General features: G+C 66.0%; 19 protein-coding genes and 3 pseudogenes. 12 read left to right on the top strand and 10 right to left on the bottom strand.

What is annotated here, in order from left to right; genetic code table 11:
* The first annotated feature begins 14 nt into the window (after positions 1-14).
* The 3 genes and pseudogenes from QFZ67_RS00690 (at position 15) to QFZ67_RS00680 (ending at position 2344) form a co-directional block, all read left to right on the top strand.
* Positions 15-866, top strand: coding sequence for a hypothetical protein (locus QFZ67_RS00690; protein WP_307659158.1), 852 nt, complete (start codon positions 15-17; stop codon positions 864-866).
* Between the two features lie 88 nt (positions 867-954).
* A pseudogene (locus QFZ67_RS00685) lies at positions 955-1096 on the top strand (GntR family transcriptional regulator); the annotation flags it as partial.
* Between the two features lie 324 nt (positions 1097-1420).
* Positions 1421-2344, top strand: a complete 924-nt coding sequence (locus QFZ67_RS00680; protein ID WP_307659157.1) for a glutamate ABC transporter substrate-binding protein — start codon at positions 1421-1423, stop codon at positions 2342-2344.
* 98 nt (positions 2345-2442) lie between these two features.
* Here the strand turns inward: QFZ67_RS00680 and QFZ67_RS00675 are convergent.
* A protein-coding gene (locus tag QFZ67_RS00675) for an IS3 family transposase (protein WP_307659156.1) occupies positions 2443-3689 on the bottom strand; the annotation gives its coding sequence in 2 pieces (ribosomal slippage) (positions 2443-3407 and positions 3407-3689; 1248 coding nt in all).
* A 47-nt stretch (positions 3690-3736) separates the two neighbouring features.
* A complete protein-coding gene (locus tag QFZ67_RS00670; RefSeq protein ID WP_307659155.1) occupies positions 3737-4093 on the bottom strand; it encodes a hypothetical protein in 357 nt (118 codons plus the stop codon).
* Positions 4094-4115: 22 nt separating this feature from the next.
* Here QFZ67_RS00670 and QFZ67_RS00665 point away from each other — a divergent pair, with 22 nt between their 5' ends.
* From QFZ67_RS00665 to QFZ67_RS00655, 3 genes are all read left to right on the top strand, one after another.
* Complete coding sequence (locus QFZ67_RS00665; protein WP_307659154.1) at positions 4116-4736, top strand: ATP-binding protein; 621 nt, start codon at positions 4116-4118, stop codon at positions 4734-4736.
* Positions 4737-4962: 226 nt separating this feature from the next.
* Positions 4963-6033: a site-specific integrase gene (locus tag QFZ67_RS00660; RefSeq protein WP_307659153.1), complete on the top strand. Its 1071-nt coding sequence runs from the start codon at positions 4963-4965 to the stop codon at positions 6031-6033.
* Positions 6030-8354 (top strand): tyrosine-type recombinase/integrase, encoded by a 2325-nt coding sequence (locus tag QFZ67_RS00655; protein WP_307659152.1) that lies wholly within the window; start codon positions 6030-6032, stop codon positions 8352-8354. Before QFZ67_RS00660 ends, QFZ67_RS00655 begins: the two co-directional genes overlap by 4 nt.
* A gap of 14 nt (positions 8355-8368) precedes the next feature.
* Here QFZ67_RS00655 and QFZ67_RS00650 read toward each other — a convergent pair whose 3' ends face one another.
* The 3 genes from QFZ67_RS00650 to QFZ67_RS00640 all read right to left on the bottom strand — a co-directional run bounded on the left by QFZ67_RS00650 (position 8369) and on the right by QFZ67_RS00640 (position 10286).
* On the bottom strand, positions 8369-8878 hold the full coding sequence (locus QFZ67_RS00650; protein WP_307659151.1) for a hypothetical protein: 510 nt from the start codon (positions 8876-8878) through the stop codon (positions 8369-8371).
* Between the two features lie 28 nt (positions 8879-8906).
* Complete coding sequence (locus QFZ67_RS00645; RefSeq protein WP_307659150.1) at positions 8907-9848, bottom strand: hypothetical protein; 942 nt, start codon at positions 9846-9848, stop codon at positions 8907-8909.
* A 156-nt stretch (positions 9849-10004) separates the two neighbouring features.
* Positions 10005-10286 (bottom strand): group II intron maturase-specific domain-containing protein, encoded by a 282-nt coding sequence (locus QFZ67_RS00640; RefSeq protein WP_307659149.1) that lies wholly within the window; start codon positions 10284-10286, stop codon positions 10005-10007.
* A gap of 19 nt (positions 10287-10305) precedes the next feature.
* On the opposite strand from QFZ67_RS00640, the pseudogene QFZ67_RS00635 reads away from it, so the two are divergent.
* Positions 10306-10851: pseudogene (locus QFZ67_RS00635) on the top strand (transposase); the annotation flags it as partial.
* Between the two features lie 627 nt (positions 10852-11478).
* On the opposite strand, the gene QFZ67_RS00630 reads toward QFZ67_RS00635, so the two are convergent.
* From QFZ67_RS00630 to QFZ67_RS00620, 3 genes and pseudogenes are all read right to left on the bottom strand, one after another.
* Entirely contained in the window at positions 11479-12150 is a 672-nt protein-coding gene (locus QFZ67_RS00630; RefSeq protein WP_307659148.1) for a hypothetical protein, read from the bottom strand.
* 36 nt (positions 12151-12186) lie between these two features.
* Positions 12187-12618 carry a subtilase-type protease inhibitor gene (locus tag QFZ67_RS00625; protein ID WP_307659147.1) on the bottom strand — a complete coding sequence of 144 codons (432 nt, stop codon included), beginning with the start codon at positions 12616-12618 and terminating at the stop codon, positions 12187-12189.
* 1394 nt (positions 12619-14012) lie between these two features.
* A pseudogene (locus QFZ67_RS00620) lies at positions 14013-15253 on the bottom strand (IS110 family transposase).
* A 483-nt stretch (positions 15254-15736) separates the two neighbouring features.
* On the opposite strand from QFZ67_RS00620, the gene QFZ67_RS00615 reads away from it, so the two are divergent.
* The 4 genes from QFZ67_RS00615 to QFZ67_RS00600 all read left to right on the top strand — a co-directional run bounded on the left by QFZ67_RS00615 (position 15737) and on the right by QFZ67_RS00600 (position 18462).
* The gene (locus QFZ67_RS00615) at positions 15737-16102 is read left to right on the top strand and encodes a hypothetical protein (protein ID WP_307659146.1); all 366 of its coding nucleotides are present in this window, start codon (positions 15737-15739) and stop codon (positions 16100-16102) included.
* A 219-nt stretch (positions 16103-16321) separates the two neighbouring features.
* Positions 16322-16447, top strand: a complete 126-nt coding sequence (locus QFZ67_RS00610) for a hypothetical protein (RefSeq protein ID WP_307659145.1) — start codon at positions 16322-16324, stop codon at positions 16445-16447.
* Between the two features lie 261 nt (positions 16448-16708).
* A complete protein-coding gene (locus QFZ67_RS00605) occupies positions 16709-17851 on the top strand; it encodes an IS630 family transposase (protein WP_307659144.1) in 1143 nt (380 codons plus the stop codon).
* A gap of 59 nt (positions 17852-17910) precedes the next feature.
* Positions 17911-18462, top strand: a complete 552-nt coding sequence (locus QFZ67_RS00600) for an SUKH-4 family immunity protein (RefSeq protein ID WP_307659143.1) — start codon at positions 17911-17913, stop codon at positions 18460-18462.
* A gap of 284 nt (positions 18463-18746) precedes the next feature.
* Here the strand turns inward: QFZ67_RS00600 and QFZ67_RS00595 are convergent, their stop codons facing one another.
* Complete coding sequence (locus QFZ67_RS00595) at positions 18747-19385, bottom strand: DUF4328 domain-containing protein (protein WP_307659142.1); 639 nt, start codon at positions 19383-19385, stop codon at positions 18747-18749.
* Between the two features lie 511 nt (positions 19386-19896).
* Here QFZ67_RS00595 and QFZ67_RS00590 point away from each other — a divergent pair.
* Complete coding sequence (locus QFZ67_RS00590; protein WP_307659141.1) at positions 19897-20385, top strand: hypothetical protein; 489 nt, start codon at positions 19897-19899, stop codon at positions 20383-20385.
* Positions 20386-20522: 137 nt separating this feature from the next.
* Here the strand turns inward: QFZ67_RS00590 and QFZ67_RS00585 are convergent, their stop codons facing one another.
* The gene (locus QFZ67_RS00585) at positions 20523-21920 is read right to left on the bottom strand and encodes an IS1380 family transposase (RefSeq protein WP_307659140.1); all 1398 of its coding nucleotides are present in this window, start codon (positions 21918-21920) and stop codon (positions 20523-20525) included.
* Positions 21921-22012 lie beyond the last annotated feature (92 nt).

Here is a 22012-nt window from a genome sequence, read left to right as displayed (position 1 = left end):
TCTCCTCCCGGCTCTTGCGGGAGCTGCTTGAAACCTGCTCTTCACTGTTCTCGGTCCGCCAGGACACACGCCACTCCTTTCCGCAGCGGCGACGAGCCCAAAGCAGCACGACAAAGGAACAAGCGATGCAAAAGCAGTCAGTACGGCGGATTTATCCTGATCTTCCGGTTCAGGAAAAGCAGCCGATCGTGGTGTCGGTGGATGAGCCCTCGGGTTCGACGCTGGCCCCGCGGTTGGATCGTGCCGGCCTCGCCCTCAGCGGAGCTGTGCGGTGGGGAAGTGAGTCGGCTTGTGCCTCCCTGCTGGAACGAAGACCAGCGATGATGCTGCTCGATCTGCCCACGACAGAGGTTGACGGCATGGCCAGGCTCGTCCGGGCCGCGTCATTGCTCGCCCCCGTTGCCGTGTTGCGGCACGAGGGACTTGATGCCGTCGTCGCATTCGCCGCCGGGGCGTTCGATGTCATCGATCGGCAAGCCCCGGCCGCTGAGCTGGCCTGGCGCATCCATGCCGACCTGAGACGCTGCCCGCCCACTCAGCCCCCTCCTGCGTATGCGAGGGGCACCGCAAGCCAGCGCCTCCTATTCGACGTGCTCGCCAGAGCGCAGGCTCCCGTCTGCTGCCACCATCTGAGACTGCTGTTGGGAACGCTATGCCTTCCCATGACACTGCGGGCACTGAGAGCGCGGATACGGCGGCTGCTGCCCACCTTCGCTGATCACGCCCTGGAACTGGTCGTCGATCAGCAGTGGGGGCTGGCCACCTTCCGCACCTGGAGTGCAGGAGATCCAGACTCCCCTGCCCCAGTGCGGCGAGGGCTGGATCGCTCCCCAACTCCCCGCTACACGCGGCGAATCCCCCTTTGACAGCACGTCCGCATGCCAAGCAGGATTCCTCGCGTGAACCTGCCAGACAGCCTGACAGGGTTCGGCGGAAACCCCCCTGCCCTCATAGGCGGAGCTCTGGCGCCAGCTGGAAGTCAGCCGTCCGATCCGCGAGGTTGCAGGGCCCTGCAGTGGGCCGCACCGTCTCCCGTACAAGAAAGGGAACATTCGTCATGTCCAACGAACCGGGGGATCCCACCTTCGGCGACTATCAGGATATGGGACTGTCCACAGACAGAACGGCATCCTCCGGGATGTCGTCAACGCCGCCCATGCAGAAGGCCGGCGAAATGGCACAGCCGCCGCCCGGCAACTGATCGAACCCCAAGCGAACACATGCTGCGCTGAGCCATACAGCTCGGCGCCCCGTCCCTGGTAGCCGGCGACGATCTCCACGATGGCCCGCTGGCAAGGAGCTTGACCAGGCCTAACTGTCAGGCACCGATCGACAGGACTGCGGCGCGGGCCCTGCTCGGCGGGATCGGCATCGGGGCGCAGGCTGCTCAACCTGTTGAGAAAATAAAGGACGCTGCATTATGAAGCCCTCCAAGTCCGCCGCCTTCGCGACGATCGCTGCGCTCGCGGTCGCCCTCCCCGCCACCGCCTGCAGTGGCGACTCCGGCGACGCAGACGACGAACCCACCAGCAGCTCGATCGACGGGAATCGGCCGTTTCTTCCCAAGTACACGGTCGCTGAGGACGTCAAGATCGACTCCCCAACCCTGCGCAAGGCCCGTAGGGTCGGCAAGCTCGTCATCGGCGCCCATAACGACCAGCCGTTCCTCGGCTTCGAGGAGAAGGACGGCAGGCGCTCCGGCTTCGACATCGAGATCGCCAAGATGGTCGCGGCGGATCTCGGGTTCTCGCCCGACAAGATCGAGTTCAGGACGGTCGACACGAAGAACCGCGAGGCCGCCATCTCCAGCGGGCAGGTCGACCTGTACGTCGGCACGTACACGATCAACGACGAACGCAAGAAGAAGGTGGGCTTCGCCGGCCCGTACTACAGGGCAGGCGCCGACCTCCTGGTCCGCAAGAACGACAGCACGATCGGGGGCCCGTACTCCCTGGAGGGCAAGAAGGTCTGCGCGGTCAAGGGCTCGACCGCCCTCCGGGAGATCCAGAAGCCCGAGTACAACACCACGACGGTGGAGACGACCAAGGACACGGAGTGCGTCCAGCAACTGCTCGACAAGAAGATCGACGCCGTCACCACGGACGACGCCATCCTCATGGGCTACGCCGCCCAGCGCCCGGACAAACTGAAGGTAGTCGGAATGCCGTTCACCGAGGAGCCCTACGGCATCGGCATGAACAAGGACGACGAAGCGCTTCGTCAAGCGGTGACAGACGCGCTCGAGGCGCACGACGAGAACGGCAACCACAAGAGGGCGTACGCGGCGACGCTTGGCCTTTCCGGCTCGAAGTACAACGGGGCGCCGGGCGTCGAGCACTACTGACACGAGGCCCTGGTCCACCCTTGCAACATCCGACGCTCGGCATCGGACAACACCAGCGGCTCAAGCCTGTTTGAACCGTTCCGGGTTTGATCGAGACTCTATGGCGTGACTGTGACCTGGTGTTTTGTGGCTGTCAGGTAGTGGTGGGCTTCGTATTCGGCGGGTGGGACGTGGCCGATCTCACCGTGAAGTCGGCGGTGGTTGTACCAGTCGATCCATTCGGCGGTGGCCAACTCGACCTCGGACAGCGTCTTCCAGGGCCGCTGAGGCTTGATCAACTCGGTCTTGAAAAGACCGATCGTGGACTCCATCAGGGCATTGTCGTAGGCGTCGCCGACTGATCCGATGGACGCCGCTATGCCCTCGCCTTGGAGATGGGTGGCCAGCTTGAACGAGGTGTACTGACTGCCCGCGTCGCTGTGATGGATCAGCTGCCCGGGTTGGTGCGGACTGCCTTCCCGATCGCGCTGCCATAGGCCCATCTCCAGTGCGGCCAGGACCAGTTCGGTGTGTTTGGTCGTGGCCGCCGACCAGCCGACGATGCGGCGGGAGAAGGTGTCCACGACGAACGCGATGTAGACGACCCCGGCCCAGGTGGCGATGTGGGTGAAGTCCGCGACCCAGCAGCGGTTCGGCGCCTGGGCGACGAAGTCCCGGTCGACCAGGTCGGGGGCCCGGCCGGCGGCCGGGTCGGTGACCGTAGTGATGACCTTCTTGCCGCGGACGGCGCCGGCGAGGCCGAGCTCGCGCATCAGGCGCTCGACGGTGCACCGGGCCACCGCATGACCTTGTCGGTTCAGCTCGCGCCAGATCTTCCGGGCCCCGTAGACGCGGTAGTTGGCGTCGAACACCTGCTGGATCAGTGCCTTCAGTTCCGCGTCCCGGGTCGCCCGAAGCGACGGAGGCCGGGCCTTGGCTGCGTAGTAGGTGGAGGGGGAGATACCGACACCGTGCTCGTTGAGAACGGTGCAGATCGGCTCGACGCCGCCGAAGCGGTCCCGGTTCTCGTCGACGAAGGTCACGAGCGCAGATGTGGCCGGTCGAGCTCGGCCGCGAAGAAAGCCGAAGCGGCCTTGAGGATCTCATTCGCCCGCTTGAGCTCGGCGACTTCCTTCTTCAACGCTTTGACCTGGGCAGACTCATCGGTCGTGACGCCAGGCCGGGCCCCGTTGTCGATCTGGTCCTGGCGGACCCACTTGCGCAAAGTCTCGGTCGTCCCGATCCCCAGCTTGGCGGCGACCGCCTTCATCGCGGACCACTCGGTGTCGTACTCCGGCCGCACCTCGGCGACCATGCGGACCGCGCGCTTGCGCAGCTCAAGGGGGTAAGGGGAAGGACGTGCCATGACTCGATCCTCTCAAACGATCGAGTCCCTACCGAACCCGGAACGGTTCAGTTGCCACCCAAGCCGGTAGCTGGGCAGGAGCACAGCCGGTCGGCGGAGGCGAACCGGTGCACGTCGCCGATCTCCGCGACCAGCACCGCCGCCAGGGTGGTACCCGGGCAGCTGCTGGATGGCGCGGTAGCCGGCGTGGTCGCCAAGCCGATCCGCGATGGGCCGTTGAACAGGGCTTCTTCGGCGTCGAGTTCGTCGATCAGTTTCAGTAACCACGCGACGCGCTGGGCATAGGGGCCGGCCAGCGCGGTCTGCTCCAGCCGGGCACGCCCGTCGATGCCGAACAGGTCGGGGTTCAGGCACGAATTTCGTGAGCCATCGTCAGGCAGGGGGATGGCCTCAAGGGCCGTCATCACCAGGCGGGATACTTGCCTGGTGGACGTATCGAGGGCTTCCTGGGTCAACACGACGCACGATTGGTCCGGCGTCGTTGATGCGGATCATCTGGCGCATATCCGGCAGAGTCCCGCGGAGTTCGCTCCGGATGGACCTTGGCACCTCATCCTTGAGGTGCTTGCCTATGCCGCCGACGAAGCGTCAAGCAAGGGCGGGGGACGCTGCGTCGTCGTTCTCCATCCCGACGGTTCCCTGTCTGTCCGCGATGACGGACGGGGCACTGACACCCGCGTGGACGAGCACGGCCGGAGCGTGAAGAAGCCGGTCATGGCTACGAAGGATCTCCGCTTCTTCGACTTCCCGCAGGTCGAGGTGCTGCCTGACGGCAATCCTCGGCGCGGCATGTCCGTAGTTGCGGCGCTCAGCGAGTGGCTCGTCCATACCAACCGCCGCCTCAACGGGGCCTGGACTCAGCGCTACGAACACGGCGTCCCCGTCAGCGACCTTGAGCCCGTTGAGGTCGATGGCACGACCGGGACGCTGGTCTATTTCAAGCCGCACGAGTCGCTGGGTTCGGTGACCGTGCCGACGGTCGGCGACCTTTCGCGCCTGGCCACGGCCTGGCCACATCTGGAGGTTCAGGTCGATGACCCGCAATGACTGACGGATTCGGTGGCGGTGACCGGTCTCTCATCACAGTGATCAGCCCGCTGTGACTACCGTGGCGGTCTGTGGTCGGCGGCTGGCGGCGGTCAGCAGGAGCCGTTTGCGCAGGAGGGGGAGGCGGGCACGACCGAACATGCCGCGCTTGAGGGCCTTAAAAGTTACGTGGAATCTACGGGGGTGATCATGTCTCCCCGGTGCAACCACGGACTTGGGAGATGGCTTGAGCGGCACGACGGTGCTCACGGAGAAGTGGCCGGTGCTCGGCCGGTACGAGCAGGCTGCGGCCTGGCTGACGGTTTGGACGGATCTCGGACGTGCACCGCGCACGATCGACGCCTACGGCCGGGGACTGGCCGAGTACCTGCTGATGTGCGAGCGGGAGGATGTCGACCCGGTCGGCGCGAATCGTTCCCATATCGCCGTATACGTACGGGAGTTGAGCTCGCGGCCGCACCGCCGTGGTGCGAACGTGATCTCGATTGACTCAGGGGCGGGGCTGGCGAACGCAACGATCCAACAGCGGCTCGTGCCGGTCCGCCTGTTCTACGACTTCCTCATGGAAGAGGGGTTGCGGGAATCCAACCCCGTCGGCCGGGGGCGCTACACGCCCGGCCGACGGAACGGCGGTCAACAGCACGGTCTGGTGCCCCGGCTGACGAAGCTGCCGTGGATTCCCGGCGAACAGCAGTGGCTACGCGTCCTGGAGGTGGCCAAACGCGAGCCGGTACGCAACCGCGTGATGCTCGCCCTGGCCTACGACGCGGCCCTGCGCCGCGAGGAACTGTGCTCGCTGCGGACCGACGACGTGGATCCGGCCCACCGAACGCTGCGGATCCGGGCAGAAACGACGAAGAACCGGCTGGAGAGGGTGGTGCCCTACTCGGCGTCGACCGGGGTGCTGCTGTCGGACTACCTCGCTCACCGCGCCAGGATCAGCCGGGCCCGTGGGCCGCTGTTCCTGTCGGAGTCGCGGCGCAATCATGCCCAGCCGCTGAGTCTGTGGACCTGGTCAAAGGTGGTCCGCAAGATCGCACTGGCCTCCGGCGTCGAGCGGTTCTCCACGCACACCACCCGGCACCTGTGTCTGACCGATCTGGCCCGCATGGGCTGGGAATTGCACGCGATCGCGTCCTTTGCCGGACACCGGCACACCGACTCCACCCTTCAGTACATCCACCTCTCCGGCCGGGACTTGGCCGACAAGCTGGCCCGCGGCATGGACCACATTCATGCCTGGCGAATACAGATGCTCACCACCCCGGCCGGTGCGACGAGGGAGGTGTCGCAGTGACCCCATCGTCTCTGGCCGCCGTCACCGAGGGCACCGACGGTCGCTGGTACTGGCCGATCGTCCCGGACCGCTACGACACGACCGCCGCGGTCCGACCTGCTGAGGCACAGGCCGTCCTCGAACTCGGTGTCCGCAATCTTCGCCGGCTGCAGTACCACGACCCGGCCGCACCGGGCTGGCACGTCATCGCACGACTGCTGGGACCCCTCGAGGCGGTCAACGCCGCACTCGACTCGCCGCCCACCCCGCACCGCCGACGGGCCATGCTCGACGTGATCGCCCTTCTGCTGACGCACAGCGCGGAGACCGGACGGACCTACTGGGGCTGGACCACGCAAGAATGGACCCGTCTGCTCGGCCGGACCCAGGCCGAGTTCCGGCAGCATGCACCCGCCTGGGCCGGGGACGAAGTCCGCCCCTACGTCGCGGCTCACGCCTATTTGCTCGGTTCCTTCAACGAGTTCCACCAGCTCGGCAGCTTCCAACGCCTCACACTGTCCTGGCGGATCTTCGGACGCGACCGCGTCACCAGCGAGATCGCCCGCATCCGCACGGTCCTCCGTGCCTGGGGCTATCAGCTGGGCCAGGACGACGACACGCTGTTGCCGTCGGTCGCCTGCCAGCTGTTTCTGCTCAACCACAGACCGCACCTGGAAGACATGGACACCGCACTGTTCGACCGGGTCCGCCGCGACCGGCTGCTGGAGGGCGCCCAGCTGAACACCCTGCACGCTCTGCAGCGGGCGGTCGCCGAGCTCGGCTTCTGTGATCCACCACTGCCGAGCACCGGCCGCCACTCGGCACGGGCCACCGGCGGCGCCAAGATCTGGGAACAGTGGGCCGACCGCTGGCACGACACCTCCACCCTCACCCCGCGCGTCCGCGGCAGCATCCGATCCACCCTCCTGCGGATCGGCCGGTGGATCGCCGCCGAACAGCCCGACGTCGCTGATCCCACCGGCTGGACCCGGCAGACCTGCGCGACTTGGATCGCGGCACTGGACCGGATGAAAGTCGGCGACTACGTCCAGCGCACGGTTGGCCTCAAGGACCGGCTCGGCAAGCCGCTGGAGGCGCCCACCAAGGCCGGACAGATCACCGCGCTGCGGACCTTCTTTCGGGACTGCCAGGAATGGGAGTGGCTGCCCCGCCGCTTCGACCCACTACGCGCTCTGGCGATCCCTCGCAGCATCACCGCCCTCCTCGGCCCCGACCCACGGGTGATCGCCGACGAGGTCTGGGCGAAGCTGTTGTGGGCCGGCCTCAACCTCGAGCCCGCGGATCTTCCGCAGACCCGGTCCGGGTACTTCTACCCCTTCGAACTGGTCCGCGCGGTCACGCTGACCTGGCTGTTCTCCGGTCAGCGCAGCAACGAGATCGCCCGGCTGAGACTGGGCTGCATCCGCTGGCAGCACGACGGGAACTCGATCGCGGGCGACTCGCAACAGGTGCTGGCCCGCGACGCGGTCTGCCTGCTCGACGTCCCAACCCACAAGACCGGCACCGCCTTCACCAAGCCGGTCGACCCGATCCTCGGCCAGGCCATCGACGCCTGGCAGGCCGTCCGCCCGGACCAGCCAAAGTTCACCGACCGCCGCACCGGCGAGCACGTCGACCTGCTGTTCGCCATCCGGGCCCGCCGCGTCTCCACCCACTACATCAACAACACGATCATCCCGATGCTCTGCCGCAAGGCCGGAGTCCCGGACGCCGACGTCCGCGGGAACATCACCAGCCACCGGGCCCGGTCCACCATCGCCAGCCAGCTCTACAACGCCAAGGAACCGATGACGCTGTTCGAACTGCAAGCCTGGCTCGGACACCGATCACCACAATCCACCCAGTACTACGCGAAGATCACACCGAACACCCTGTCCAAGGCATACTCCGAAGCTGGCTACTTCGAGCGGAACGTCCGCACCATCGAAGTCCTGGTCGACCGGGACGCGGTCGCTTCCGGAGCCGCCGCGACCGGCGAACCCTGGCAGCACTACGACCTCGGACACGGCTACTGCACCTACACCTTCTTCGAGCAGTGCCAACATCGCATGGCCTGCGCACGCTGCGACTTCTACACCCCCAAGGACTCCACGAAAGCCCAACTTCTTGAAGCCAAAAGCAACCTGCAGAAGATGGCCGTCTCGATCCCGCTCACCGAGGACGAGCAAGCAGCTGTCACCGACGGCCAGAGCGCGCTCGACCGCCTCCTCGACAGGCTCGCCGACACCCCCACCCCGGCCGGACCAACACCCCTGCAAATAGGCATCCCGGCCCGGGCAACCGTGCTGCCGGTCGTCGAGATCAATCGGAAGTCAACGTGATCAGCCGACCCTCATCAGCCCAGCCGATGCCTCACGAAGTCTGGATGCGGATCCCCCACTTCGATGGTGTTTTCGTCGAGGCCGTTGCAGATGCGGAGGCGATCCGCATCGAAGGCGAACTCCACAGCGATGCTGCCATCGGCCAGGTCCTGTCCTGACGGGCGCCATTCAAGCAGGGAAGCTTCGCGGAGTTCCTGGCCGACGAACGGCTCAAGCCGTTCGTCGGCGCTGGACCACTCAGGCGTGAACTCTGACCACTCCCAGCCGGTGATCGCCGCGGTGGTGTCGATGGTGTTCCAGCCGATCGACAACTCATCGAACTTCCAGTGGCAGATCTCGACTCGCACGCCCTCAAAGTCCAACACCACCGGGCAATCAGCGAACCATTCCCCGTCCTCAACAAAGCGCACCAGCGCGAACCCGGTCAGGCGCCGCCCGCCCAGCTCCGCCAACCGTGGTCGGTGATTCTCGCGGACGGCTTCGAGCCCGACGAGGAAGGTTGGCTCGAAGCCGGAGATGCCCATAGTCACAACACCGGATTCTCCAGAACTTTCATGGACACAGCCACTCATTAAGACCAGGCCCGGAGAGCCTCTCTTGACAACTCAGATTCCACAGAATGAGGTCGTTGACGCGGCCCTCGACCGGGCCGGAGGACCAGTCGGTGCTCAGCCCGTAGATGACGGCGTCGAGGTCGGTGATCAGTCCGGCGGCGAAGGCGGTCAGGCCGCACTGCTCGTCGGCGCAGACGTCGGCGATCCACCCGCGCAGCCGGTCGCCTTCGCGGTTGCTCATGATGGTCGCGAAGGTCCGGACGTGACTGGTGGCGGCCGTGAGCTCGGGCGAGCGGGTCAGCAGCGCCTTGAGCTGCAGTTGGTCATCCGTGCGCAGGTGGTCGGGATGGCTCATGATCCAGCGGGTGGCCTCGCGGGGCGAGGGCGGCCGGGCCATCGGCGACCGGCCGGAGGCGGGTCGGCGTCCGGGACGCAACGGGTGGACGTAGTCGCGCAGGGTGCTGTAACTGCATCGGGCGCCGCGTTCCTGGATCTCGCGGTGGAGCCGGGACAGGTTCGTGCAGCCCTCGGCGATGCGTTGCTCCAGGTAGGGCCGGTATGGGTCGAGCTTGCCGGTCCGGTCCTGCCACTGGCCGTGCAGCATCGCCTCCGGGGTGGCGGCGCGGGCGTACTTGCGCACGGTGTTGCGGCCCAGCCCGAGTCGACGGGCGACTTCGCGCAGGCTCAGGCCCTGCCCGACCTGGGCGCGGACGGCGGCGTGGGTGTCACGGAGCCGGTCGAGGAACTTCCCCGGCGGGTAGGGCTGGGGTGGCACCGGTTCGGGCTCGACGAGGTCACGCAGGAGAGCGCGGTGGTGGGAGACGAGGCGTTCGACGGCTTCGCCGAGGTTGTTGGGTCGGGCCGGGGCGCCCTGCCGGGATTGCTCCCGGTGGGTTTCCCCGACCCGCCCGCCGAACCCGGCGTGCCCGTCTCCGAGCACCGGGCTCTCCACGAGGTCATGCCGTTGGGATTGGCCCTGTCAGGGCGTCCGGCCAAGGGTTGGGGATGCTGTTGCCCCGGTAGCGATACCGAGTGATCGGCACCTTGCCGAGGTGAAACAGTGTGATCCCGTCCAACTCGATGAGCTCGAGCGTCCTTACGGACCTCGGAGCCATCGCCGGATGGCCGTCCACGTCATGCGGTGCCGGTGCATCACCCAGCGGATCACCCGCCACCAGACGAAGGTGTGCAGGCGGGCCATGGTGTGCTTGGCGACCGCGTGTTTGAAGTAGTTGGCCCAGCTGCGCAGGATCTGGTTGATCCGGATCAGCGCGATCTTGTAATCGAGATCCATCCTGCCAAGATTGCGGTAGACAAGAAAAACCAGCCCGAAGCAGTCGGCGAGCCGTTTGAAGTCATCGGGTTGCTCACTGCTCACGCACTTAGCGTGCAGCACTGTGTTCGCATCCAGAAGATCGTCGTCTTCGAGACCGCCGACCTCACGGACCTGGGCCAAACGCGGACACACACCCGTCATCCGGATCCGCGGTCGCTCCCAACGTTTCTCCATCGCGGCCCTGGCCTGCTACAAGCCCGGCGAGCGCTCCCGCTTGATCTACCGGCCCAGACGGCACACCGACCACAAGCAAGGCGGTCGGCGCAGCTTCGTCTGGACCGAGTACCGCGACCTTCTGATCGCCGCCCACCGGCAGCTCAATGGCCCTATCGTCCTCATCCGGGACAACTTGAACGTGCACAAGGACGCCAGGATGCGGGCGTTCATCGACGCTCAGGACTGGATCGACGCCCACTATCTGCCGCCCTACGCGCCCGACCTCAACCCCGTCGAGGGCATCTGGTCCCTTCTCCGCCGCGGCAGCCAGGCCAACACTGCCTTCACCGACCCTGACCTCCTCATCCGCGTGCTACGACACGGCCTCCGCCAAATCCAGTGCCGCAGCGACATCATCGACGGTTGCCTCACCGAGACCAGACTCAAACTGACGACACCACGACCACAAGCCAGTAACCACCCCCAACGACGCCAACCAACGGGGCGGTTGAGCGCCGGCCCGGCGCGCATCAGAGAGATAATCACGACGGTCTCAGTGACATGCTCGGTCAGCAGCCGGTCACCGACGGGATCGATCACGGGCAGCGGCAAGGGCAGCAGATACACGCAGGTGCCGCACAGCATGAACGCCCGGCGGCAGCGACAGCGGTCGTCCGGCCGGCGCCCGGGGCAGTACGGCCGCCACGCGCTCCCATGCCCGGCCCACGCGAAATACCGCATCAGGGAGCGTCAACGTAAGGCCTTACCCTTCTCGCCACGCGAAATTGATCAGTGGCGCATGCCATCGGACACCGCTTTCTGATGCCTGCGATTGCGCAGGTCGAGGCAGGTAGTGGCTGACTTACCGTCAGCGACAGCGGTGACGCACGAGCAGCGCCTCGCCGCTTGCGGCGGCAGCGGCGGCTCCGGGGTCGGCGGAGGGACATGACATGACTCTGGGGATTCCCGGCCGGCCGCGAGGGGCCTGCGGGGAATCGTGCTTTGGATCGTCACTGGTCCGGGTGTTGCGTGATCGGGGCTGGGTGGGTCCGGTACGGGTGCGGCGCCCGGGGCGGGGTCACCATGTATGGGCGACGTCCACGATTAGCTTGTCGCCGGTCTGGAGCACCCGGAACGGCAGTCGTGCCCTCACGCCGAGCCCTACCTGTGTCTGTCCTTCGAAGCTCGCCCCGAACCTGGTGTCCTGGAACGTCCTGTACCGGGCCACTTCCACGCCGGGCAACGGCTTGCCGGCCCTGCCGGCATATGTCGGGCGGAGCGTCAGCGGGTCATAGCTGGGAGCGGAGACGAGGATCTGCAGAACGGCGCCCCCGCGCACAGGTATCGGGTCACCCGAGCCGTCCTGACGGAACGCCTCGACATAACCGACGTGATGGCCCACCTTGGCCGACGCGCCCGTGACATCGAAGACCATGCGGTCGAAGCACGTGCCCCGGCTCACCGTCACGTTCCTCAGCGGCACCGCACCGGCCTCAGAGGCCGACTTCACGCCGCTTCCCCACGCGGTCGAGCATGCGGAGGCGGATGCCGTCGCCCCCATGCCCGGCGTCGCGGCCCCCGACGGCACCGCTGCGCCTGTCAGGCCCGCTCCCGCGAGCACCAGCGCCGTAGTCACTGCCCATGAACGCTGCACAGCCTGCTCCCACTTTCCGCTATCGGTCACGTACCCGTACGCATAGGCGTACACCCGAATGCCATCGGCAAGGGCACCGATGGTGGCCGAAACCACCGATCGATGCCCTTGAGCCGCTGCACCCGGATGCCCTCAGAATTCGAAGACGCGCGATCCTTCGGCATTCTTGATGCACTCGTTGGAGAAGGTGTGCTCGTAGGTCACGCGCTTGCCGCGCCATACTCCCTGGGCGGTGACGGTGACGGGGGCGTACTCCTTGGTGCAGAAACGGGGCTGGCCACGGCTGATCTCCGCCAGGCTGCTGAAGTCGCCGTTCACCTGGGTGAGGGCGGCGCAGGCGTCCTCGGCTGCCGGGTGCGTGCCGGTCGCGTCGGGCGTACAGGTGAGGGTCACGGCGCGCTCCGGAGTCGCGGTGGCGGCGTTCTCTCCGTGTGCCGTGGTCAGGACCAGCGCCGAGGGCGCGTAGAGCGAGGAGGGTTCGGCGTGCGCGGTACCGGCCGTCGATCCCAGCATCGCTCCTGCGACGAGAACGCCGGCCGCAGTCCATCGAGTGGTCTTCCGCATGGTGCGCATCCTTTCCTGGCTGTGCTGAATTGTGCGGGAACCGATCGGCGTTCTCGAGTTTGCCTAGCGCTCGCAGCAACGGCACGCGCACCCCATGCGTTTCAGATACCTTGCGCGTTCAATCATTGGCCAGGACACAACGGCGCGGAAAGGGAACTTCCCTGGCGACCGTCGCCCCGCGTGCGTCCGTGCCGGGCGCGACGGCCGAATCACCCCGGATCGCATTCGGCCGGAACGGTCCGCTCCCCAGTCAATGACCGGCGTGGCTCATTGAACATCGGAAGGGTGAAGCAGGCTTCATTGCAATGCGGTTGTCACGCCGTTGAACCAACCGGCCCTGCAGAGAAGGGTGGTCGAGCGCCATGGTGAGTTCCGGTCTGAGAAGCGACGCGGAAGGGACCCGATGCGCGGCCCTCGACTCCATCGCGAGCCGCAACCCGTGCGGGCGGCCGGCGAAGAGCGGCGACCTGAACGTGAGCAGAGACGCCGTTACCGGGATCGAGGTGTAGCGGTAACGCGGTGATGCCGTGCCAGTTGCTCGGGACAGTGAGTCGCGAGGGAAGAGGATCCCGAGGCCCTCCGGGGAAGTCGCACCATCGTTGACGGTTCCGCCCCGGACGGGACGAGGCACTGCCCGGAGGGCAGTGCGCCCCGGTACCGCAACGCTCCACGGCCCCGGAGGTGGATCATGAGCGATCCCACCGGAGCATCGGTCCAGTGCACTTCCTCGGTAACGCCACGGTCATGGCGCATGGCGGTGAACTCCTGAGTCTGAGAGGGCCTTTCACCCGACCTGGTCGGCGAGGTGCTGGCCGCCCGCCGGGTCGGTCTTACGCCGAGCCGTGCGGCCGCTTGGTTTCCCGCGGCAGCAGCAGCCCGGCCAGGTACTCGCGAAACCCAAGCGTGCGGCTGATGATGCCGAGGCAGTGGCACGCGGCGGGTTGACCGCCTGGGCTGCCGGAGCGCCCGTACCCCAGGTAAGCCGGCTGACCGCGGTGCAGTCCTGGGCTGCCGGAACTGGTTCGCCGCCCACGGACATCTGCTCCCGCCCATCGACGCCGTCGGCGTTCGGGGCGGGTAGATTCATCTCCCGCCCCGGACAGCCTTGCACGGGCCGCTCGCCAAGCCTCGAGGCCGCTTCCCGGGCCAGGGTCGAACGAACGGCGCGCGCGTACGTGAGGAAAATTCACTTCCGCAGGCGACCCGGATGGAGATCCTTGCCGGGCACGGTGTTGCCTGCGAGCGAGCTGAGTCGTCGGAACCTGGAAAGATCACCTACGAAGATGAGGACCAAGTTGTCGTGGTGCCTCGTCAGAAGGCTCTTGACGAGACCTGAGCACGACATCGGCGTGAGGTCGGTGGAGTCTGATTCGAAAATCCAGCACCTCCGCAGCTCAGTCCGGTTCCGCTGATTGGAGGGTCACTTGATAACCGAGCATGTTGAGCTGGCTGACCAGGCGGCGAGTCTGCCGGGCCTGGCCGGTGCGCTGGATGAAGTAGTCGCCTCCGAGATCCTGGTAGACGACGTCGTTGGTGAGCATGTGCCAGACCGAGGTCAGGATGCTGTGGCCGACGGCGACCATGGCGCGCTTCTTCCCGCGGCGCACGGCGATGCGTTTGTAGCGGGACGCGAGGTAGGTGTCCTTGCTGCGGGCGGCGGCCGTGGCGGCCAGCCCGAGCGCGTTCTTGAGCCAGGGGTCACCGGGCCGGGACTTGCCGGAGGTGTGCTTGCCGGCGGACTCGTAGTTGCCCGGACACATTCCGGCCCACGAGGCGAGGTGGGCGGCGCTGGGGAAGCGGGTCATGTCCGCGCCGATCTCGGCGAGGATCATCTCGGCCGAGCGGTTGCTGACGCCGGGGATGGTGATCAGCAGCTCGACCTGCCGCCGAAACGGCGTGAGTTGACGGGTGATCTCCTCGCTGAGCCGGGCTTCGGTGACGGTGACCGCGTCGATGCGGTCCAGCATGGTGCGGGCGAGGAACGCGTGGTGGTCGGTGAACCGGCCGGTCAGTGCCTGGATGAGGACGTCACGTTTGGCGCGCATGCTGGCTCGGGCCATCTCGGCGAGGACCCGCGGGTCGCGTTCCCCGGCGATCAGTGCCTCCAGCATGGCGCGGGCGGACTTGCCCAGCAGGTCGGAGACGACCGCGGACAGTTTGATCCCGGCGTCTTCGAGGAGCTTCTCCAGCCGCTGGGCCTCGCGGGTGCGTTCGCGGATCACCTCGGTGCGGTAGCGGGTCAGGTCCCGTAACTGCCGGATGGCCGGCGGGGGCACGAAACTCGGGCGGACCAGGCCGTGTTCGACCATTCTGCAGATCCATTCGGAGTCCGCCACGTCGGTCTTGCTCGGCCGGGGACGTTCTTCATGTGCCTCGCGTTCGGCAGCCAGGGTCTCCATGTCGTTCTCCAGCAGGTAGAACACCGGCTCCAGTAGGAGCCGGTGGCCTCCATACCGACCACGGTGACCTGTTCGGCGAGCAGCCAGTCCCGCATGGCGAGCAGGTCACGGGTCATCGTGGAGAACGTACGGATCTCCTTGTGGCGGCGCTTGCCGGATCCCGGGACGCGGATGCAGACCTTCACGTCCGCCTTGCCGATGTCGATCCCGGCGCATCGTTCGTGGACGACGTCCATGGCCCCGGCACCTCCTTCGTCCTTCGTGCGGTCGGACAGCGACCGTCCGGCGGGGACCGGGCAGGCAAAAGAATCTGATTCACATGCTCGAGGCAACACTTCCGGGTGCCTGACGAAGAGTCCCCAGCGTCCTACTCAATGTCGGGTTCCGGTGGCGCCAAGACTCCGCGACGTCAGCCGGACGGCCACAGCCCGATTTTCTCCCCTTCGGGGGTCGGCGTCAGGAGATCGGATTACTCAATGGGCGAGTCAACCTTGTTAGCGATCTTGAAAACCGTCGTGGCAGCGATGTCACCGTGGGTTCAAATCCCACACCCACCGCAGGTGAACGGCCCCTGACCAGCCAACTCGGCCAGGGGCCGTCGGCATATCCAGCCACCGTGATCGCCCGGTCCTCCCCGTGGTCCCCCGCTCGAACGGGCACGGGAGGGGCACGCTTCCCATTCCTGGGCCGGCAGTCTCCTGGGCTGCGAAACTCTCTGAGTGAGCTATCCCGCGACAGAGGAGCTGTCCTCCGCCGAGCGCGCCTTCATGATCAACGCAACCGAGATCGATGTCCTTCCCGGTGTCTGGGGCGACCTCGATGAGCCGCTGGCGTCCGGGCCTGCCTCGGATCTTGTCCCGATCCTCCTGTCTCTTGTCGACAGAGGATGGATCGAGGTGTGCCGGGTCATCCTCTGGACTGCACCCGATGGAGCTGCGGGATTCCAGCCCGGTCCTTCCATCCCGAAGCGGGCCCTTCCTACTCTTCTGTTGGACGCCGAGAACTGGGAGTACCCGCAATCTGGCGAGTGGTTGGGTTGCCTGACATTGACCCTCACCGAGGCAGGACAACAGATCCCCCGGTGACTCGCGGTAGGCGACACGGTTGGTGGAGTTCTCGATGGCTCAAGCTCGATGGTTGGCTCGGTCGTAGGACTTGAACCTGTGGCCGCATCCTTATCAGGTCGATCATCGGAATCCTGGGACCGTTCATGGCCCCTACTGACCGGCCGCAGAGGTTCGGCGCTGACCGGCGCCGTTCGCGCTCGTTGGTGGCAGCTGGTGATGTCAGGAAACGAGGTTCCCTTGACACTGCTCGCGCTGGCACTCGTCGTCTCGCAGGTGCAGCCGGCGGAGGTCTTGCAGAGCGGCAACGGGGAAGGGGTGCTGCACCCACTTCTCTCGGTAGCCGTCCTCGCCATGGAGTCGTAGCACTGTCTGCGCAGCATCCATGACCATGTGGCCGAGGGCGCGGCGAGGTGGTGCGGAGCTCCAGGAGAGCGTGCCCTGCTCGTCAGGCGCGTCCCAGCTCGTGTTCATGTCCGGGAACCGATAGATGGCGATGTCTACGTTCGCCCCTCGCCCCTGGAGAACCCACCTCACTTCGGCTGGTTCGAGGTCGAAGGAGACCCGCTGGACGGTCGAGGTTCCATAAAGACCCGCCACCCCATGCAGAAGGTCGGCTAGTGTCTCGTGATCCTGTCGGCGTTACTTGATCTCGCGTATCTCGTTGTTACCGACATGGAGCTCTCCGTGGAACAGGCTGCAGAATTGCGGGAGTTGGCGCACAGTCGGGATGTGCCTGCGGATCTGGCCACGCGGGCCCGGATCGTGTTGTGGTTGGGCGAGGGGCGTCGGCGCAAGGACATTGCCGAGCTGCTCGGGGTGTCGTTGCCGACCGTGGACCGCTGGAAGACCCGTTATGGCCAGCGCGGGCTGGCCGGACTGGAAGGCGACCGTCCCGGCGCCCCGCGGGAGCAAGTGCCGGCGCGGGCGCGGGCGCGGGTGATTGCGCTGACGCGGATGACGCCGCCGGCTGGTACCGGGCTTTCCCACTGGTCGACGCGCGAGTTGGCGAAGTACGTGAAGCGGACCGAGAACGTCACCGTGTCCTGGCACTACATCGCCCGGATCTGGCGCGAGGAAAATCTCAAGCCGCACCGCAACGGCACCTTCAAGATTTCGAAGGACCCCGCATTCGCGGACAAGGTGGCCGACGTGATCGGGCTGTACCTGGACCCGCCGGGCGGCGCGGTCGTGCTGTCGGTCGACGAGAAGACGCAGGTACAGGCGCTGGATCGGACCCAGCCGGTGCTGCCGGTCACTTTCGCGGCCACCGAGAAACGCACCCACGACTATGTCCGGCACGGCACCACGAACTTGTTCGCCGCACTCAACGTCGCCACCGGCGAAGCGATCGGAGAGTGCAAGCCGAACCGGAACGGCAGGAACTTCCTGGCCTTCCTGAAGAAGGCGGTCAAGCCGCACGCCGGGAAAGAGATCCACGTCGTCCTGGACAACCTCTCCACGCACACCACGCCGGAGGTCAAGGAGTGGCTGTCGAAGAACCCGCATGTCCACTTCCACTTCACCACCGTCGGCTCCTCCTGGTTGAACCAGATCGAGATCTGGTTCGGAATCCTGACCCGGCAATCGATCCGCCGGGGCACCTTCGCCAGCGTCAACGTCCTGATCACGCAGATCCGCGACTACATCGACTCCTGGAACTCCGAGGCCAAACCGTTCACTTGGACCGCCACCACCGAAGAGATTCTGGCGAAGGTCCGCCTCGTCCAGACCAACATCAAGAAACTCGTCGCGAACAACTCGAAGTGACATCAACAGGATCACGAGACACTAGACATGAAAAGGGAAGAGAGTCAGGGAGCCCCGGAATGAAATACACCGTCAGCACAGACGACATTATTCGCTTGTTCGGCTTGCAGGGCATCGTCCTCTTCCTCCGCGAAGAACCCAGCCAGGCTTCCGAAGAGTCACCGTCCATGCACTTCCTCCACGAAGTCGGACTACCCCACGACGATCTCTTCCTCTCGCGCATCGACGCCACCGACCCGGGCCAGGACTCGGTGCTCCTCGGCGAGACCCTCGCGCGACAGCAGCGCCCGTATCCTCCAGAAGCCGAGAAATGGCTCGTCCTCGGCTACCTTCTCGACTCGATCCTGGCGCTCGACCCGGTGAGTGGGCACGTCTATGCCTTCCCGGAAGGGACGAACAGGCACCTACTGATGCACCGCAACGTGGAATCCCTGGTGCACGCCCTCTGCGCACTGCAGAATTTCCATCTGACAAGGGACTCCGCCGGCGACAAGGATGCCTTCGCGCGGGAGATGCGGTCAAAGATTGAGCGTTTCGATGACCTCCCCTTTGTGGACCCTATCTCCGAGTGGAACATCATCTACGAGGAGATCATCGAAGGGACCTGGTGAATCCTATTTCGCGGTCGACCACGATGGCTGCCGTCCGCTACGGCTGAGGCATCTCCCGCAACAGGTCCGTGCCAGGTGACGCTCCGGTGCTGGCGAACGCAGTCTTGCGCTGAATTCTTTGGTGAAGGCAGGACGCCACGAGGCTGTGGATTACGCTGCCTTCTCCTCGACGCGCCACTCCCCTCTTTCGGCGCCTTCAGCGGCTGCAGGGGGTGGTCAGCCCAGAGGGAGAAGGGGCAGACCGTATTGGAAGCAGTGCAGAATCGCGTGGCGGTGTCCTGACGTCAGGCGGGCACAGGGCGAAAAGTAGAACTGTCCTGGCGCTCCCGGGCGATCTGAGACCGGCTCAGCTGCAATACGAAGGCGATGGCCGCGATTGCCGCGAGTACGCCAAGGACGTCCGTGAGCATGCCGACGCGCAAGGCGTCCCTGACCGGTTGCACCTGCTCGGCCTGCCGGTAAAGGGTCTGGGCCCAGCGGTTGGTGATGGTCCACAATACGAAGGAAATCCACCACCCGATGACCCAAAGCCGGGAGTGACGGCGATCGGTTTCTTCGGGCTGGCTCGACGCCCACATATCGAGAGCGATCAGGAGTGGGACGCCAAGGTTCAAAATAGGGATGAACCAGCTGGCCAGTGCCCACTTACGTCTCTGCCACCACCGTCGACTGGGACGAGGAGAGTCGGCCCGGTCCCACGCCTGCATAAACCACAGTACGAAGAGAATCCCCGCTCCTGCGAAGGCGGCCACTTGGACGCCTGAGAAGTTGCCCACCCACATCTCGGCGCGCAGGACGGGCTCGCCGTGCGACATGTGTCCCAGTGCGGTGTGCAAGCGCAGCTGGGCCACCAGATGCGCTACGGCGAAGGCGATGTTCGCTCCGAGTGCGATGCATACGACAGCGACTGAACCCTTGCCCACCAGTGCTCCCCATTTCGGCGGCCGAACCTGGTCGGCTTGAGGAGGAGCAATGTATGGGTCACGGAGCGGCCTGTCCACATGCGGGCATCCGGGGCTGCGATGCACTGTCTAGGGGCCAGGCCAAGCATGAAGTCGAGGGGTGATGCTGTAACGAGAGCCAGCCCGTGCTGGCGCCCCGTCAAATCTTCTTAGGACGACGCGAGTTGCGCAAACTAGAATACAGCAACATTCAAGATCTAGTTCCAAGAATAGTAAGAATGTGATGCAACACACATCGCGACTCTGGGATCGAGTTGCCTTGTATGGGGCTATCTGTCGTTGAATTTCATCTTTTCTCTCTGGATACGTTCCGGTCGCCTGATCACGCTGATCGGGAGATACGGAGTCCATAATGGGCAGGTTGGTGCTCACCTCGCAGAGCGAGGATGGGCGCGTCCCTTGGGGGGGACGTCGCGGTCGCAGTGCGGGCTTTTCGGGGCGGCGCGTGCGACAGATAGCCGGTGCTTTGGCCATGTTGCTTGCCGCCGAGGCGGGGGTGACGGTCGCGACCTCCGGGCAGGCGGTGGCGTTGCCGTCGCAGGCACCGGCACTGGCACCGGCGCAGGCGCAGGCAGCGGAGTCGTCGACTGACTTCGGGCCTGCGCAGGCTCAAGACGAGTCCTCTGCGAGGTTGATGGCCCGGGTGCAGAAGCGGCGCATCGAAATCCTGATTGCGCGCACGGAGGACACCACCAGCTGGGCGAATCCGGACGGCACGGTGACGGTGGAATCCTTTACCGGGCCGATCCGGGTGAAGGACTCCCAAGGCGACTGGCAGCCGGTGGATGTGACGCTGGCCGAGGTGGACGGCAAGGTGGTGCCGAAGGCCGCGGCGGCTGACATCGCTCTGTCAGCAGGCGGCAGCAAGGCACCGCTCGTCCAGGTCACCCGCGGGGAGAGGACCCTGGGCGTGGCGTGGGAGGGCACGCTGCCTAAGCCTCGATTCACCGGCGTGGCTTGAGAGTGATCTTCAGACCGGTTTCTGATTCGGTTTTGGGTCGGTGTCCGGGGATGGGTGGGTGGTATCCGCTGGTCTGCCCAGCTTTTCCACGGGTTCGGTTTCGGTCGGGCCCTGGCGGGCGGGGCGGTCAGGGGCTGTCAGGCCGGGTCGGGTGGACCGTGGACGGTGTCGAACAGGCGTGTCCAGGCTTGCTGCCAGAGCCAGTTGTGGGGCAGGTGCAGGGTGATACGCCGTGCCGAGCGGGCGATCCGGGCCGGAACCTGGACCAGGTGGGCGCGGATCGTGGCGGTAGTCGCCTTCGCGTGAAATGCGGAGGTCAGTGCTCCGGTGGCTCTCAGCAGGTTGTAGGCCATGGCCCACAGGGTGAGCCAGGCCGCGTTGGCGTTGAACTGCCCGGAGGGCAGGTGGGCCAGGGCGGAGGCTTTGCTGTCGGCGATGACCTGCTCGACCACGGCGTGGTGCCGGTGTTCCTGCTCGGCCTGGAGAGTGGCGGCGGGGTTGTCGGTGAAGAAGGGGTGGTAGCGCCAGACCGGAAACAGTTCGCCCTGTTCACCCACGACGGCGGGTTTGTCCAGGTCACGGACTCGGCGCACGATCAGCCGGGCAGTGACCCGCTCGGCTTTCTTCCGGCTGGCGAAGGCGGTGTATGCGGGTATCTCGGCGACCTCGGCATCCGAGATGAGGTCCCCGGTCTCTGGATCGCAGACCGCGTTGGGGTAGCTGATCTGCTGCCACGCCTCGTCGGGGATGGCCAGGACGGCTCGTTTGACGGACGGGTTCATGCCGGTGGTGATGGAGAAGTGGGTGCCGGCCCGGCGGCAGGCGGCAATGACACCGGCGTTGTAGAACTGCGAGTCCGCGCGCAGGATGCGGGTGCCGGTGCAGCCGGCCTCGGCGGCGGTGGCCAGGGCCTCGCTGACGAATTTGGGGGCGCCGCGGGAGTCGGCTGCTTTGCCGCGGCGCATCCGTACTGCGGCGATCACCGGCCTGGAGTGTGGGGTGCAGATGGTGGCCAGCAGGGGATGCAGCGTGCGGATGCCCTTGAACCGGCCGTACTCAGCGCCCTGCTTGGCCCGGCCGTAGACCCGTTTGTGGGTGGAGTCGACGTCGATGAACGCCTTTGCGTCAGCCCCGGTAAGCAGAGGGGTGTGCGCGGCCAGTGCGGCCAGGAACCTGCGGTGCACGGCGTGGAGTTGGAGGGCGTGACCGTGGGTGAACGCACGCAGGAACGTGCCGAGCGTGGACGGGGCACGGACCCCTCGGAACAGGGCCGGCATCGCACCGTGCCGCAGGACACCGAGGTCGTCGATGCTGTCCGCGCCCGCGGCCATGCCGCCCACGATGCTGGTGACCTTGGCGTCCGCCGCCGCACCCGCGCCGTTCTTCGCTCCGGGCAGCTTCACCATCTCGCCCGCCAGCCGCGCCAGACCGCACCGCTCGGCCAGCCGCATCACCGGGACCAGCCCAGCCTGCGCGATCAGATTCCGGTCGTCGAACACAGCGGAGACCGCCGCCGGGGTGTGGGAAACTTTCATCTACGAGGTGCCTTGCTGATTGTGCGTGATGGTTGTGTGGTAACTCCCATCTTCGCAGGTCAGCAGGCACCTCTCTTCATTTCTCTATCCAC

Source organism: Streptomyces sp. V1I1, assembly GCF_030817355.1.
Classification (GTDB): domain Bacteria; phylum Actinomycetota; class Actinomycetes; order Streptomycetales; family Streptomycetaceae; genus Streptomyces.
The sequence above is the reverse complement of the archived record's forward strand: the minus strand, read 5'-3'. Positions and strand labels throughout refer to the sequence as shown.

Coding starts and splice junctions, on each gene's coding strand:
- QFZ67_RS00680 (WP_307659157.1), top strand. CDS start 1,421: ATGAAGCCCTCCAAGTCCGCCGCCTTCGCGACGATCGCTGCGCTCGCG.
- QFZ67_RS00670 (WP_307659155.1), bottom strand. CDS start 4,093: ATGACGGCCCTTGAGGCCATCCCCCTGCCTGACGATGGCTCACGAAAT.
- QFZ67_RS00650 (WP_307659151.1), bottom strand. CDS start 8,878: ATGGGCATCTCCGGCTTCGAGCCAACCTTCCTCGTCGGGCTCGAAGCC.
- QFZ67_RS00625 (WP_307659147.1), bottom strand. CDS start 12,618: ATGCGGAAGACCACTCGATGGACTGCGGCCGGCGTTCTCGTCGCAGGA.
- QFZ67_RS00600 (WP_307659143.1), top strand. CDS start 17,911: ATGAAATACACCGTCAGCACAGACGACATTATTCGCTTGTTCGGCTTG.
- QFZ67_RS00590 (WP_307659141.1), top strand. CDS start 19,897: ATGTTGCTTGCCGCCGAGGCGGGGGTGACGGTCGCGACCTCCGGGCAG.
- QFZ67_RS00585 (WP_307659140.1), bottom strand. CDS start 21,920: ATGAAAGTTTCCCACACCCCGGCGGCGGTCTCCGCTGTGTTCGACGAC.